The sequence below is a fragment of the Pseudomonas marvdashtae genome, from assembly GCF_014268655.2.
GTDB lineage: Bacteria > Pseudomonadota > Gammaproteobacteria > Pseudomonadales > Pseudomonadaceae > Aquipseudomonas > Aquipseudomonas marvdashtae.
On the sequence record NZ_JABWQX020000001.1, the window covers coordinates 986,232 to 1,000,667 of the forward strand.

Annotated in this window: 13 protein-coding genes; all 13 read left to right on the plus strand. The window is 62.9% G+C overall.

All coding sequences use genetic code 11. The features are described from left to right. The first annotated feature begins 189 nt into the window (after positions 1-189). From mraZ to HU742_RS04670, 13 genes are read left to right on the plus strand one after another with little or no spacing between them, the layout of a single operon-like run. Entirely contained in the window at positions 190-645 is a 456-nt protein-coding gene (gene mraZ / locus HU742_RS04610) for a division/cell wall cluster transcriptional repressor MraZ (RefSeq protein WP_186638323.1), read from the plus strand. Further along, a complete protein-coding gene (gene rsmH, locus HU742_RS04615) occupies positions 642-1,589 on the plus strand; it encodes a 16S rRNA (cytosine(1402)-N(4))-methyltransferase RsmH (protein WP_186638335.1) in 948 nt (315 codons plus the stop codon). The genes mraZ and rsmH overlap by 4 nt, the downstream gene beginning before the upstream one ends. Beyond that, entirely contained in the window at positions 1,586-1,879 is a 294-nt protein-coding gene (gene ftsL, locus HU742_RS04620; protein ID WP_003178214.1) for a cell division protein FtsL, read from the plus strand. The genes rsmH and ftsL overlap by 4 nt, the downstream gene beginning before the upstream one ends. Then, complete coding sequence (locus tag HU742_RS04625; protein ID WP_186638426.1) at positions 1,879-3,618, plus strand: peptidoglycan D,D-transpeptidase FtsI family protein; 1,740 nt, start codon at positions 1,879-1,881, stop codon at positions 3,616-3,618. Before ftsL ends, HU742_RS04625 begins: the two co-directional genes overlap by 1 nt. Then, a complete protein-coding gene (locus HU742_RS04630; RefSeq protein ID WP_186638337.1) occupies positions 3,618-5,081 on the plus strand; it encodes a UDP-N-acetylmuramoyl-L-alanyl-D-glutamate--2,6-diaminopimelate ligase in 1,464 nt (487 codons plus the stop codon). The genes HU742_RS04625 and HU742_RS04630 overlap by 1 nt, the downstream gene beginning before the upstream one ends. Further along, complete coding sequence (locus HU742_RS04635) at positions 5,074-6,441, plus strand: UDP-N-acetylmuramoyl-tripeptide--D-alanyl-D-alanine ligase (protein WP_186643804.1); 1,368 nt, start codon at positions 5,074-5,076, stop codon at positions 6,439-6,441. The genes HU742_RS04630 and HU742_RS04635 overlap by 8 nt, the downstream gene beginning before the upstream one ends. Further along, entirely contained in the window at positions 6,441-7,523 is a 1,083-nt protein-coding gene (gene mraY, locus HU742_RS04640; protein WP_186610987.1) for a phospho-N-acetylmuramoyl-pentapeptide-transferase, read from the plus strand. The genes HU742_RS04635 and mraY overlap by 1 nt, the downstream gene beginning before the upstream one ends. A gap of 5 nt (positions 7,524-7,528) precedes the next feature. Beyond that, entirely contained in the window at positions 7,529-8,875 is a 1,347-nt protein-coding gene (gene murD / locus HU742_RS04645; RefSeq protein WP_186638343.1) for a UDP-N-acetylmuramoyl-L-alanine--D-glutamate ligase, read from the plus strand. Then, the gene (gene ftsW / locus HU742_RS04650; RefSeq protein WP_437179872.1) at positions 8,872-10,089 is read left to right on the plus strand and encodes a putative lipid II flippase FtsW; all 1,218 of its coding nucleotides are present in this window, start codon (positions 8,872-8,874) and stop codon (positions 10,087-10,089) included. Before murD ends, ftsW begins: the two co-directional genes overlap by 4 nt. Then, positions 10,079-11,149 (plus strand): undecaprenyldiphospho-muramoylpentapeptide beta-N-acetylglucosaminyltransferase, encoded by a 1,071-nt coding sequence (gene murG, locus HU742_RS04655; protein ID WP_186643802.1) that lies wholly within the window; start codon positions 10,079-10,081, stop codon positions 11,147-11,149. The genes ftsW and murG overlap by 11 nt, the downstream gene beginning before the upstream one ends. Next, positions 11,142-12,602, plus strand: coding sequence for a UDP-N-acetylmuramate--L-alanine ligase (gene murC / locus HU742_RS04660; protein WP_186638348.1), 1,461 nt, complete (start codon positions 11,142-11,144; stop codon positions 12,600-12,602). Before murG ends, murC begins: the two co-directional genes overlap by 8 nt. Next, on the plus strand, positions 12,599-13,564 hold the full coding sequence (locus HU742_RS04665) for a D-alanine--D-alanine ligase (protein ID WP_186638351.1): 966 nt from the start codon (positions 12,599-12,601) through the stop codon (positions 13,562-13,564). Before murC ends, HU742_RS04665 begins: the two co-directional genes overlap by 4 nt. 3 nt (positions 13,565-13,567) lie before the next feature. After that, positions 13,568-14,434, plus strand: coding sequence for a cell division protein FtsQ/DivIB (locus tag HU742_RS04670; protein ID WP_018606096.1), 867 nt, complete (start codon positions 13,568-13,570; stop codon positions 14,432-14,434). Positions 14,435-14,436 lie beyond the last annotated feature (2 nt).

The window sequence follows — 14,436 nt, forward strand, 5'->3', positions numbered from 1 at the left end:
AATTTTCCTACGTCAGATTCTTGTTGCCCCTCCTGAAACGCTCCTAAATCTCCGATCTATAAGGCTTTTCCTTCAATCCGCGCCTTGACGGTGCGGTGGGCGCATTCCTATAGTGTGCGCAAGTGGCGGAAAGTGGCATGAAGTGGGTTTTTTTGAACGTAAACCGCCCAAAAGTGGAGAAACGCAGACGTGTTTCGCGGAGCTAACGCAATCAGTCTCGATGCAAAAGGCCGGCTCGCCATGCCCAGCCGGTATCGTGACGAGCTCGTTTCGCGAAGTTCGGGTCAGTTAATCGTCACGATCGACGCTGTTGACCCATGTTTGTCGGTCTATCCGCTGGATGAGTGGGAAATCATCGAAACCAAACTGCGCGCACTGCCTTCGTTGCGTGAAGAAAACCGCCGCTTGCAGCGCTTGCTGATCGGCAATGCCGTCGACCTCGAGCTCGACGGTAGCGGTCGTTTCCTGGTGCCGCCGCGTCTGCGCGAATACGCCAAGCTGGATAAGCGCGCGATGCTGGTGGGCCAACTGAACAAGTTCCAACTATGGGACGAAGATGCCTGGAATGCGGTTGCTGCCGCCGACCTTGCTGCTATTCAACAACCGGGCGCCATGCCTGATGAACTGCGTGATTTGATCCTGTGACTACTGATAGCGGCTTTAACCACATCACCGTACTGCTTGACGAAGCCGTCGAGGCTCTCGCCGTACGTCCTGATGGCTGCTATCTGGACGGCACGTTCGGGCGTGGCGGGCACAGTCGGCTGATCCTCAGCCAGCTCGGTCCGGACGGTCGGCTGCTGGGGTTCGACAAGGATCCTCAAGCGATTGCCACCGGGCAAGCGCTAGCGGCCGAAGACGGCCGCTTTGTCGTTGTGCAGCGCAGCTTTGCGGAGCTCGGTTCGGAAGTCGCCCAGCGTGGCCTGGCCGGCAAGGTCAGTGGCGTGCTGCTGGACCTTGGCGTGTCGTCGCCGCAGTTGGACGACCCGGAACGGGGCTTCAGTTTCCTCAACGACGGCCCGCTGGACATGCGCATGGATCCGTCCCGCGGAGTCAGCGCCGCCGAATTCGTCAATACCGCTGCGGTGGAAGAAATCGCCCGTGTCTTCAAGGAATACGGCGAAGAGCGTTTTTCGGGGCGCATGGCGCGCGCGGTAGTTGAACGCCGCGACATCAAGCCGTTCGAGCGTACCGGTGACTTGGCCGAAGTGCTGAAAGTCGCCAATCCGGCCTGGGAAAAAGGCAAGAATCCAGCGACCCGTGCTTTCCAGGGGCTGCGCATCCACGTCAACAACGAACTGGGCGATCTTGAGGCAGGCCTCGAGGCCGCCCTTGAAGCGCTGGAAATCGGTGGGCGCCTGGTGGTGATCAGCTTCCATTCCCTGGAAGACCGCATCGTCAAGTTGTTCATGCGCAAGCTCACCAAAGGCGAAGCCGACAACCTGCCGCGCAACCTGCCGGTGCGTTTCGAAGCGTTCGTCCCCAAGATCAAGATCCACGGCAAAGCGCAGTTCGCCTCCGAGGCAGAACTCAAGGCCAATCCGCGCGCCCGTAGCGCTGTCATGCGTGTCGCGGAGAAGTTGCGGTGAGCAAGCTCTTCGCCAAGCCGTTGCCGGGCGGCAGCTTTTTCATGCTGCTGCTTTTTATTGGCGTGCTCGTGTCGGCCATCGCCGTGTCTTACAGCGCGCATTGGAACCGCCAGTTGCTCAACACGCTTTATAACGAGCTGAGCGTGCGCGACAAGGCTCAGGCCGAATGGGGCCGGTTAATCCTGGAGCAGAGTACCTGGACTGCCCATAGCCGCATCGAAGTACTGGCCACCGAGCAACTGAAAATGCGCATTCCCGGCGCCGCCGAAGTGCAGATGGTGGCGCCATGATGAAACTCGAAGGGGCGCTGTTCCCGTGGCGGTTTCGTCTGGTCCTGGGCTTGCTCGGGATCATGGTCGCGGCGATTGCCTGGCGCATCATCGACTTGCAGGTAGTTGATCGCGACTTCCTCAAGGAGCAGGGCGATGCCCGCAGCGTGCGTCATATTCCGATTCCGGCGCACCGTGGATTGATCACTGACCGCAATGGCGAGCCGCTGGCCGTGAGCACCCCGGTGACGACCCTGTGGGCGAACGCCAAGGAAATGCAGCAAGCCAAGGAAAAGTGGCCGGCACTGGCCGCGGCCCTCGGCCAGGATCCCAAGGCACTCGCCGAGCGTCTTGAAGCTCAGGCCAATAAAGAATTCATCTACCTGGTGCGCGGGTTGACGCCTGAGCAAGGCCAGAGCGTGCTCGACTTGAAAATACCCGGTGTCTACGGCATCGAGGAATTCCGGCGTTTCTACCCGGCCGGTGAAGTTACCGCCCACATGGTCGGTTTTACCGATATCGATGACCGCGGACGGGAAGGGGTCGAACTGGCCTATGACGAATGGCTCGCTGGAATCGCCGGCAAGCGCCAGGTCATCAAGGACCGGCGCGGCAGGCTGATCAAGGATGTCCAGGTCACGAAAAACGCCAAGGCCGGCAAGCCCTTGGCGTTGTCCATTGACCTGCGTTTGCAATACCTGGCCAACCGCGAGCTGCGCAATGCCATCGTCGAGAACGGTGCCAAGGCCGGTAGCCTGGTGATCATGGACGTCAAGACCGGCGAGATCCTGGCGATGGTCAACCAGCCGACCTACAACCCGAACAACCGTCGCAACCTGCAGCCGGCGATGATGCGCAACCGCGCGATGATCGACGTGTTCGAGCCGGGTTCGACCATGAAGGCCGTGTCCATGGCCGCTGCCCTGGAAACCGGACGCTGGAAGCCAAGCGACACCGTCGAGGTCTATCCGGGGACGTTGCAGATCGGCAAGTACACCATTCGCGACGTATCCAAGACGGAAGGGCCGGTGCTCGACCTGACCGGCATCCTGATCAATTCCAGTAACGTCGGCATGAGCAAGATCGCCTTCGATATCGGTGGCGAGACGATTTATCGCCTGGCCCAGAAAATCGGCCTCGGCCAGGACACCGGCCTGGGCTTCCCGGGCGAGCGCGTCGGCAACCTGCCCAACTATCGTGAATGGCGCAAGGCGGAAACCGCCACGTTGTCCTACGGCTACGGTGTTTCCGTGACGGCGATCCAGCTCGTCCACGCGTTTTCCGCGCTGGCCAACAATGGGCGTATCGCGCCGCTGACCTTGGTCAAGACCGACAAGGCGCCGCAGACCACCCAAGTGATTCCGGAAGACGTCGCGAAGACGATGCAGGGCATGCTGCAACAAGTGATCGAGGCGCCGCGCGGTGTGTATCGCGCCCAGGTGCCGGCTTATCACGTTGCCGGCAAGTCCGGTACGGCGCGCAAGACTTCCGTTGGCACCAAGGGTTATGCCGAGAACTCCTACCGCTCGCTGTTTGCCGGCTTCGGCCCGATGAGCGACCCGCGTTACGCCATCGTCGTGGTCATCGATGAACCGAGCAAGGCCGGCTATTTCGGCGGCCTGGTTTCCGCGCCGGTGTTCAGCAAAGTCATGTCCGGCACGCTGCGGCTGATGAACATCACCCCGGATAACCTGCCACCGACCCAGCAGGCGAGTACCGCCCCGGTCGTTCCATTGAAACCCGACGGAGGGCGTGGCTGATGTCCCTGAGCCTGAACAAGATTTTTGCCCACGCCGGCCACGACTTGCTGATTCGCGAGTTGGCCCTTGATAGCCGTGACGTACGTGCTGGAGACCTGTTCCTGGCGGTGCCGGGCGCCCGGTTCGATGGTCGCGCGCACATTGCCGACGCCCTGAAGCGCGGAGCGGCGGCTGTGGCCTATGAAGTCAACGGCGCCACCGTGCTGCCCATCACCGATGTGCCGCTGATTCCGGTCAAGGGGCTGGCGGCGCAGCTGTCGGATATTGCCGGACGTTTTTATGGCGAGCCGAGCCGTCACCTGAACCTGATCGGCGTGACCGGCACTAACGGCAAGACCAGCGTCACCCAACTGGTGGCGCAGGCGCTGGACCTGCTCGGGCAGCACTGCGGCATCGTCGGGACGCTGGGCAACGGTTTCCACGGTGCGCTGCAGAGCGGCCTGCACACCACGCCAAACCCGATTGCTGTACAAGCTACGTTGGCCGACCTGAAGAAGGCCGGTGCCAAGGCCGTTGCGATGGAGGTTTCTTCCCATGGCCTTGATCAGGGCCGCGTCAGCGCACTGGCATTCGACGTTGCCGTGCTGACCAACCTGTCCCGCGATCACCTGGATTACCACGGCACCATGCAGGCCTACGGTGAAGCCAAAGCCAGGCTGTTTGCCTGGAATAGCTTGAGGTGCCGGGTCATCAATATCGATGACGAGTTCGGCCGGCAACTGGCCGCCGAGCAACGCGAGTCCCGGTTGATCACCTACAGCCTGGAGGACAGCAGCGCCTACCTTTATATCCGCCAGGCGCAATTCAATGACGAAGGCGTGCGCGCCACGCTGGTCACGCCCCAGGGCGAGCATTTCCTGCGCAGCACCTTGCTGGGCCGCTTCAACCTGAGCAATGTTTTGGCAGCCATCGGCGCCTTGCTCGGGCTGGATTACGCACTCGACGAAATTCTCAAAGTGCTGCCGCAACTCGAGGGTCCGGCCGGTCGCATGCAGCGCCTGGGCGGCGGCACCCAGCCGTTGGTGGTGGTCGATTACGCCCACACGCCGGACGCGCTGGAAAAAGTTCTCACGGCCTTGCGCCCGCATGCCAAGGGCAAGTTGCTGTGCCTGTTTGGCTGTGGCGGTGATCGAGACCGTGGCAAGCGTCCGTTGATGGCTGAAGTCGTCGAGCGGCTGGCCGATGGCGTGCTCGTGACCGATGACAATCCGCGCAGCGAAGACCCGCAGCGGATTTTCGACGACATCCGCGCCGGTTTCTCACAGGTGGATAACGTCAACTTCGTGGCCGGTCGCGGCCAGGCCATTGCCCAACTGATCGCCAGTGCGTCGGCGGACGATGTTGTCGTCCTGGCCGGAAAAGGGCATGAGGACTACCAGGAAATCAACGGCGAGCGCCATGCGTTTTCTGATCTGGCGGAAGCCGATCACGCGCTGACTGCATGGGAGGTGGCCCATGCTTAAGGCCTGGAAACTCAGTGGGCTGACCAACGCTTTGAACGCGCGTCTCATCGCCGCGGACGCCAGTTTCGACGGTGTCAGCATCGACAGCCGGGCTATCGCACCGGGGCAATTGTTCGTCGCATTGGCCGGGCCGCGTTTCGACGGCCACGACTATTTGAACGAAGTGGCAACCAAAGGCGCGGTCGCCGCGTTGGTAGAGCGGGAAGTGACCAACAGCACGCTGCCGCAGTTGTTGGTCAACGACACTCGCCAGGCCCTGGGCCAGCTCGGTGCGCTGAATCGCGCAGCGTTTGCCAATCCGGTCGCGGCCATTACCGGTTCCAGTGGCAAGACCACGGTCAAGGAGATGCTCGCGAGCATCCTGCGCACCCGCGGTCCGGTATTGGCGACCCGTGGCAACCTGAACAATGATCTCGGCGTACCGCTGACCCTGCTGGAGCTGGCGCCGGAACACAGCGCCGCCGTCATCGAACTCGGCGCTTCGCGCCTGGGCGAGATTGCCTACACCGTCGGCATGACCAAGCCCCACGTGGCCGTGCTCAACAATGCCGGGACCGCCCATGTCGGCGAGTTCGGCGGCCCGGACAAAATCGTCGAGGCCAAGGGCGAGATCATCGAAGGGCTGGATGCCGAAGGCGTCGCCGTGCTGAATCTCGACGACAAGGCCTTCGAAATCTGGAAGGCCCGAGCGGGCGAGCGCAGGGTGTTGACCTTCGCCCTGAGCAACCTCGCCGCGAACTTCTACGCCAGTGACCTGGACCGCGACGCCCGTGGTTGCCCGGCTTTCAACCTGCACAGCCCCGACGGTGCCGAACGCGTGCAGTTGAATCTGCTTGGCACCCATAACGTCGCCAATGCCCTGGCTGCCGCTGCCGCCGCCCATGCCCTGGGCGTGTCGCTGCCGGGCATCGTTGCCGGCTTGAACGCCGTGCAACCCGTCAAGGGGCGTACCGTCGCGCAGCTGGCAAGCAACGGCATGCGCGTTATCGACGACACCTACAACGCCAACCCGACGTCCATGTGCGCAGCGGTGGATATCCTTGCCGGTTTCTCCGGTCGCACCGTGTTGGTGTTGGGGGATATCGGCGAACTGGGCGAGTGGGCGCAACAAGGCCATCACGATGTCGGCGCCTATGCACGCGGCAAGGTCGATGCGTTGTACGCCGTCGGCCCGATGATGGCTCATGCGGTCGCCGCGTTTGGCGAGAACGCGCAGCATTTCACCACTCAGGCCGAGCTGATCCAGGCCCTGGGCGCCGAGCAAGACCCGAACACCACCCTATTGATCAAGGGCTCACGCAGCGCAGCGATGGAAAATATCGTCGCGGCTTTGTGCGGCACCCGTATGGAGAAACATTAATGCTGCTGCTGCTAGCGGAGTACCTGCAACAGTTCCACAAAGGCTTCGCGGTCTTCCAGTACCTGACCCTGCGCGGGATCCTGGGTGTGCTGACCGCGCTGTCGTTGTCGCTGTTCCTGGGCCCGTGGATGATCCGCACCCTGCAGAGCCTGCAAATCGGCCAGTCGGTTCGTAACGACGGTCCGCAATCGCACCTGTCCAAATCCGGCACCCCGACCATGGGCGGCGCGCTGATCCTGTCCTCCATCGGCATCAGTACCTTGCTCTGGGCCGACCTGGCGAACCGTTACGTCTGGGTCGTGCTGCTGGTGACGCTGTTGTTCGGCGCCATCGGCTGGGTCGACGACTATCGCAAGGTCATCGAGAAGAACTCCCGTGGGCTACCAAGCCGCTGGAAATATTTCTGGCAGTCGGTGTTCGGCCTCGGTGCGGCGATCTTCCTCTATATGACCGCCGCCTCGCCGGTGGAAACCACCCTGATCCTGCCGATGCTCAAGGACTACAGCATCCCACTGGGCGCGGGCTTCATCGTGCTGACCTACCTGGTGATCGTCGGCTCGAGCAACGCGGTCAATCTCACCGATGGCTTGGACGGCCTGGCGATCATGCCGACGGTCATGGTCGGCGGTGCGCTGGGGATCTTCTGCTACCTGTCGGGCAACGTGAAATTCGCTGAATACCTGCTGATTCCATACGTACCGGGTGCGGGTGAACTGATTGTTTTCTGCGGCGCGCTGATCGGTGCCGGCCTGGGCTTCCTCTGGTTCAACACCTATCCGGCCCAGGTCTTCATGGGGGACGTCGGTGCACTGGCACTGGGCGCGGCCCTGGGCACCATCGCCGTGATCGTTCGCCAGGAAATCGTCCTGTTCATCATGGGCGGCGTGTTCGTGATGGAGACCCTGTCAGTCGTCATTCAGGTTGCCTCCTTTAAATTGACCGGCCGCCGGGTATTTCGCATGGCGCCGATCCACCACCACTTTGAACTCAAGGGCTGGCCCGAGCCGCGCGTGATCGTCCGTTTCTGGATCATCACCGTGATTCTGGTACTGGTCGGCCTTGCCACCCTGAAGCTGAGGTAGAACGAGTGTCCCTGATCGCTTCTGACCACTTCCGCATCGTTGTCGGCCTCGGCAAGAGCGGCATGTCCCTGGTTCGCTTCCTGGCGAACCGGGGCGTGTCGTTCGCCGTGGCCGATACGCGGGAAAATCCGCCTGAGCTGGCCACGCTGCGTCGTGACTATCCTCAGGTGGACGTGCGTTGTGGCGAGCTGGACGTCGAGTTCCTGTGCCGTGCCGATGAGCTCTACGTGAGCCCCGGCCTGGCCCTGGCGACCCCGGCCCTGCAGGCTGCCGCCGCCCGTGGCGTGAAATTGTCCGGCGACATCGAGTTGTTCGCCCGCAATGCCAAGGCACCGATCGTTGCCATCAGTGGTTCCAACGCCAAGAGCACCGTCACCACCCTGGTGGGTGAAATGGCGGCTGCGGCCGGCAAGCGCGTCGCCGTCGGCGGCAACCTCGGCACCCCGGCGCTGGACCTGCTCAGCGACGACGTCGAGCTGTACGTGATGGAACTGTCGAGCTTCCAGCTCGAAACCACTGATGACCTGGGCGCCGAAGTGGCGACTGTGCTCAATATCAGCGAAGACCACATGGACCGGTACAGCGGCCTGCCGGCCTATCACCTGGCCAAGCACCGGATCTTCCGTGGCGCGCGGCAGGTGGTATTCAATCGGCAGGACGCGCTGACACGGCCGTTGATGAGCGAAGGGCTGCCTTGCTGGACCTTCGGCCTCGGCGTTCCGGATTTCAAAGGCTTCGGTTTGCGCGAAGAGAACGGCGAGAAATACCTGGCCTTCGAATTCCAGAACCTGATGCCGGTGCGCGAACTGAAGATTCGTGGCGCCCACAACCAGGCCAATGCACTCGCGGCCTTGGCCCTTGGGCACGCGGTCGGGCTGCCGTTCGACGCCATGCTCTCGGCCCTGCGCAGCTTCGCCGGTCTCGAGCACCGCTGCCAGTGGGTACGCGACCTGGATGGCGTGGCCTGGTACAACGATTCCAAGGCCACCAACGTCGGCGCCGCGCTGGCCGCCATCGAAGGCCTGGGCGCGGACATCGATGGCAAGCTGGTGCTGATCGCCGGTGGCGACGGCAAGGGCGCCGATTTCAAGGATCTGCGCGATCCAGTGGCGGTCAACTGCCGCGCCGTGGTGCTGATGGGCCGCGACCGGGAATTGATCGCCCAGGCCCTCGGCGATGCCGTGCCGTTGGTTCGCGTTGATTCGTTGGACGAGGCGGTACAGCAATGCCGTGCCCTCGCGCACCCAGGCGATGCGGTGCTGTTGTCTCCGGCCTGCGCCAGTTTCGACATGTTCAAGAACTACGAAGAGCGCGGGCAGCTGTTCGCCCGGGCCGCGGAGGACTTGGCATGAACCTGATGAACATCATCAAGCCGTACCCGTCGCCGTTGATCACCGGCCGTGGCATCGACCTGGATTTCCCGATGCTCGCCGGTTGCCTGGCCTTGCTCGGCCTGGGCCTGGTGATGATCACCTCCGCGTCGTCGGAAGTGGCCGCCGTGCAGTCGGGCAACACCCTTTACCACATGATCCGCCACCTGATTTACCTGGTGATCGGGCTGGGCGCGTGCATTGTCACCATGATGGTGCCGATCGCTACCTGGCAGCGCTTGGGCTGGCTAATGCTGCTCGGTGCCTTCGGCCTGTTGGTGATGGTGCTGGTGCCGGGCATTGGCCGCGAGGTCAACGGCTCCATGCGCTGGATCGGTTTCAGTTTTTTCAACGTGCAGCCTTCGGAAATCGCCAAGGTGTTCGTGGTGATTTACCTCGCCGGTTACCTGGTGCGTCGCCAGAAAGAAGTCCGCGAAAGCTGGATGGGTTTCTTCAAGCCGTTCATCGTGCTGCTGCCGATGGCCGGCCTGCTGCTGATGGAACCGGACTTCGGCGCCACTGTAGTAATGATGGGGGCGGCGGCGGCGATGCTGTTCCTGGGCGGTGTCGGGCTGTTCCGTTTCACCCTGATGGTGGCGCTGGCGGTCGGCGCGGTGACCGTGCTGGTTCAGGCGCAGCCTTACCGGATGGCGCGTTTGATCACCTTCACCGACCCATGGGCCGATCAGTTCGGTTCCGGCTATCAATTGACGCAGGCGCTGATCGCCTTCGGGCGCGGCGAATGGTTGGGCGTCGGCCTGGGCAACAGCGTGCAGAAGCAGTTCTACCTGCCGGAAGCCCACACCGACTTCGTGTTCTCGGTCCTCGCCGAAGAGCTGGGCGTGGTCGGCTCGCTGCTGACCGTCGCGCTGTTCGTCTTCGTCTGCGTGCGCGGCATGTACATTGGCTTGTGGGCCGAGAAGGCCAAGCAGTTTTTTGCCGCGTACGTGGCGTATGGCTTGTCATTCCTGTGGATCGGCCAGTTCCTGATCAACATCGGCGTGAATGTCGGCCTGTTGCCGACCAAGGGCCTGACGCTGCCGTTCCTCAGTTATGGCGGTAGCTCCCTGGTGATCTGCTGCGCCTGTCTCGGCTTGTTGCTGCGAATCGAGTGGGAGAGTCGCACGCATCTGGGCAGCGAAGAGATGGAATTCCAAGAGAGCGACTTCGCCGAGGAGCCGACTCATGGGCGCTAACGTGCTGATCATGGCGGGCGGTACCGGTGGGCATGTGTTCCCGGCGCTGGCCTGTGCCCAGGAATTCCAGGCGCGCGGCTATACCGTGCACTGGCTGGGCACGCCACGGGGCATCGAGAATGAACTGGTGCCGGCCGCGGGCCTGGAACTCCATCGGATCAATGCCAGCGGCCTGCGGGGCAAGGGCAAGCTGTCGCTGCTCAAGGCACCGCTGATGCTGCTCAAGTCGATCTGGCAGGCGCGGGCGATCATTCGTCGGCTGCGGCCGGTCTGTGTCGTCGGATTCGGTGGTTATGTGACCGGCCCGGGTGGCGTCGCGGCGAAATTGGCCGGTGTGCCGGTGATCGTTCACGAGCAGAACGCCGTAGCCGGTACCGCCAATCGGTTACTGGTGCCATTGGCCGCTCGGGTCTGTGAAGCCTTCCCCGACACCTTTACCCTGTCGGGCAGCCGTCGCACCACCGGTAATCCAGTGCGCACGGAGCTGTTCCTCGATACACCGCGCCCGGCCCTGGCCGGACGCAAGGCGCGTTTGCTGATCCTGGGCGGAAGCCTGGGCGCAGAGCCGTTGAACAAATTGCTGCCCGAAGCCCTGTCGCAGGTCGCTCCCGAACTGCGCCCGGAGGTATTTCACCAGGCTGGCAAAAACCACGATGAAGTGACCGCCGAACGCTATCGCGCCGCCGGCGTCGAGGCGCAAGTGCAGCCGTTCATCAAAGACATGGCCCAAGCCTATGGCTGGGCCGACCTGGTGGTCTGCCGCGCAGGCGCGCTCACCGTCAGTGAACTGGCTGCCGCCGGTCTGCCCTCGATGCTGGTGCCTTTGCCCCACGCCATCGACGATCACCAGACCCGCAACGCCGATTATTTGGCCCGTGAAGGCGCTGCCTTCCTGATGCCACAAAGAACGACTGGCGCCGCGGATCTTGCCGCGCGCCTGACAGAGGTCTTGATGCAGCCGCAAACACTCGAAGACATGGCCCGCGCCGCGCGCCGCCTGGCCAAACCCGATGCCACCGCCCAAGTGGTCGATACCTGCCTGGAGGTGGCCCATGGTTGAGAATCGCAAAGCCATGCCACAACCGGAAATGCGCCGTATCCGCCGTATCCACTTCGTCGGGATCGGCGGTGTGGGCATGTGCGGGATTGCCGAAGTGCTGTTGAACCTGGGTTATGAAGTCTCTGGTTCCGACCTGAAAGCTTCCCCGGTCACCGAGCGCCTGGAGTCTTTCGGCGCGCAGATCTTCATCGGCCACCGTGCCGAGAACGCCGCCAACGCCGACGTGCTGGTGGTGTCCAGCGCCGTGAACACCTCCAACCCGGAAGTCGCCACCGCACTGGAGCGCCGCATTCCCGTGGTGCCACGGGCGGAGATGCTGGCCGAGCTGATGCGCTACCGCCATGGCATTGCCGTCGCCGGCACCCACGGCAAGACCACCACCACCAGCCTGATCGCCTCGGTGTTCGCCGCCGGTGGCCTGGACCCGACGTTTGTGATCGGTGGCCGTCTGAACGCCGCGGGCACCAACGCCCAATTGGGCACCAGCCGCTACCTGATCGCCGAAGCCGACGAGAGCGATGCGAGTTTCCTGCACCTGCAACCGCTGGTGGCCGTGGTCACCAACATCGACGCCGATCACATGGCGACCTACGACGGCGACTTCAACAAACTGAAGAAAACCTTCGTCGAATTCCTGCACAACCTGCCGTTCTACGGGTTGGCGGTGGTGTGCCTGGACGATCCGGTGGTGCGTGAAATCCTGCCGCTGATCAAGCGCCCGACCGTGACCTACGGCTTTGGCGAAGACGCCGACGTGCGCGCCATCAACGTGCGCCAGCAGGGCATGCAGACGTTCTTCACCGTGCTGCGTCCCGATCGCGAACCGCTGGACGTGTCGGTGAACATGCCCGGCAACCACAACGTGCTCAATTCCTTGGCCACGATCTGCATCGCCACCGACGAAGGCGTCAGCGATGAGGCCATCGTCCAGGGCCTGTCCGGGTTCCAGGGCGTGGGCCGACGCTTCCAGGTCTACGGCGAATTGCCGGTGGACGGCGGCAACGTGATGCTGGTGGACGACTATGGCCACCACCCGACCGAAGTCGCGGCGGTGATCAAGGCCGTGCGCGGTGGCTGGCCGGAACGGCGTCTGGTGATGGTCTACCAGCCGCACCGCTACAGCCGCACTCGCGACCTGTACGACGATTTCGTCCAGGTGCTGGCCGACGCCAACGTGCTGCTGCTGATGGAAGTCTATCCGGCCGGCGAAGAGCCGATCCCGGGCGCTGACAGCCGCCAGTTGTGCCACAGCATCCGCCAGCGCGGTCAGTTGGACCCGATCTACATCGAGCGCGGCGTGGACCTCGCGCCGCTGGTCAAGCCGCTGCTGCGCGCCGGCGACATCCTGCTTTGCCAGGGTGCTGGTGACATCGGTGGCCTGGCCCCGAAACTGTTGAATAGTCCGTTATTCGCTGGGGCAATCGTGGCCTCCAGCGAGGGGAAACTGAAATGACTGCTGCCTACGCCAACCTGGTCTCGACCCTGGACCCGAAAGCCTTCGGCCGCGTGGCCGTGCTGTTCGGTGGCAAGAGCGCCGAGCGCGAGGTGTCCCTCAAGTCCGGCAATGCCGTGCTGCTCGCTTTGCAAAGCGCCGGTGTCGACGCGTTCGGTATCGACGTGGGCGACGATTTCCTGCAGCGCCTGCTGAGCGAAAAGATCGACCGCGCGTTCATCATTCTCCACGGTCGCGGCGGCGAAGACGGCAGCATGCAGGGTCTGCTCGAGTGCTTGGGCATCCCTTACACCGGCAGCGGCATCCTCGCTTCCGCCCTGGCGATGGACAAGCTGCGCACCAAGCAGGTCTGGCACAGCCTCGGCATTCCGACGCCGCGTCACGCCGTGCTGGCGAGCGAGGCCGATTGTATTTCGGCGGCGACGGAACTGGGCTTCCCCTTGATCGTCAAACCGGCCCATGAAGGTTCAAGTATCGGCATGGCGAAAGTGAATTCGCTGCCTGAGTTGACCGCCGCATGGAAGGACGCCAGTTCCTACGATTCGCAAGTATTGGTCGAACAGTGGATCACCGGTCCGGAGTTCACCATCGCCACCCTGCGTGACCAGGTGTTGCCCCCGATCGCGTTGGGCACGCCCCACACGTTCTACGACTACGACGCCAAGTACATCGCCAATGACACCCAGTACCGCATTCCCTGCGGGCTGGATGCCGACAAGGAAAAGCAATTGATGGACCTCACGGCCAAGGCCTGTGAGGCGCTGGGTATCGCCGGTTGGGGCCGGGCGGACGTGATGCAGGACGCCGATGGGCAGTTCTGGTTCCTGGAAGTCAATACCGCCCCCGGCATGACCGATCACAGCCTGGTACCGATGGCGGCCCGTGCCGCCGGTCTGGATTTCCAGCAACTGGTGCTGTCGATCCTGGCCGCCAGTGTCGGCAATCAAGAGCCAAGAGGTTAAGCCATGCAAGGCGCATCGCTTCGTCATCAGCCATCCGCACCCGGTCGCAAGCCGGTGCCGCGGGGTGCCAGCCGAATGGTGGCCAAAGAGCCGATGTCGGCGCGCTTGCCGAAAGCCAATTTTGGTTTTCTCAAGAGCTTGTTCTGGCCGGTGCTGCTGGTGGCGTTGGGGTTCGGTACGTATGAAGGCGCACAACGCTTGCTGCCTTATGCCGACCGGCCAATCGCCCGGATCAACGTCCAGGGCGACCTGAGCTACATCAGCCAGCAGGCGGTGCAACAGCGGATCGCGCCGTTCGTCGCGTCGAGCTTCTTCACCATCGACCTGGCCGGCATGCGCACGGAGCTGGAGCAGATGCCTTGGATCGCCCACGCCGAAGTGCGGCGGGTGTGGCCCGACCAGGTGTCGATTCGCCTGGAAGAACAATTGCCAGTGGCCCGTTGGGGCGACGAGTCGCTGTTGAACAACCAGGGCCAGGCGTTCACGCCACGGGAACTGGCGAACTACGAACATTTGCCACAACTGTTCGGGCCTCAAAGGGCTCAGCAGAAAGTGATGCAGCAATACCAGGTGTTGAGTCAGATGTTGCGGCCGCTGGGCTTCTCCATCGCACGCCTGGAACTGCGAGAGCGCGGCAGTTGGTTCCTGACCACTGGCGCGGGCAGCTCGGGGCCGGGCATCGAGCTGTTGCTCGGTCGCGGCAACCTGGTGGAAAAGATGCGCCGCTTCATTGCCATCTATGACAAGACGCTCAAAGAACAGATTACGAACATCGCGCGCATCGATCTGCGCTACGCCAACGGCCTTGCTGTTGGCTGGCGGGAACCTGTAGCGCCGACGACGGCCGAACCCGCTGTCGCGAAGAATTAAGA

What these genes read in the sequence shown, in the direction of transcription:
- HU742_RS04625 (WP_186638426.1), top strand. Translation starts at nt 1,879, where the DNA reads ATGAAACTCGAAGGGGCGCTGTTCCCGTGGCGGTTTCGTCTGGTCCTG.
- HU742_RS04630 (WP_186638337.1), top strand. Translation starts at nt 3,618, where the DNA reads ATGTCCCTGAGCCTGAACAAGATTTTTGCCCACGCCGGCCACGACTTG.
- HU742_RS04635 (WP_186643804.1), top strand. Translation starts at nt 5,074, where the DNA reads ATGCTTAAGGCCTGGAAACTCAGTGGGCTGACCAACGCTTTGAACGCG.
- mraY (WP_186610987.1), top strand. Translation starts at nt 6,441, where the DNA reads ATGCTGCTGCTGCTAGCGGAGTACCTGCAACAGTTCCACAAAGGCTTC.
- ftsW (WP_437179872.1), top strand. Translation starts at nt 8,872, where the DNA reads ATGAACCTGATGAACATCATCAAGCCGTACCCGTCGCCGTTGATCACC.
- murG (WP_186643802.1), top strand. Translation starts at nt 10,079, where the DNA reads ATGGGCGCTAACGTGCTGATCATGGCGGGCGGTACCGGTGGGCATGTG.
- murC (WP_186638348.1), top strand. Translation starts at nt 11,142, where the DNA reads ATGGTTGAGAATCGCAAAGCCATGCCACAACCGGAAATGCGCCGTATC.
- HU742_RS04665 (WP_186638351.1), top strand. Translation starts at nt 12,599, where the DNA reads ATGACTGCTGCCTACGCCAACCTGGTCTCGACCCTGGACCCGAAAGCC.
- HU742_RS04670 (WP_018606096.1), top strand. Translation starts at nt 13,568, where the DNA reads ATGCAAGGCGCATCGCTTCGTCATCAGCCATCCGCACCCGGTCGCAAG.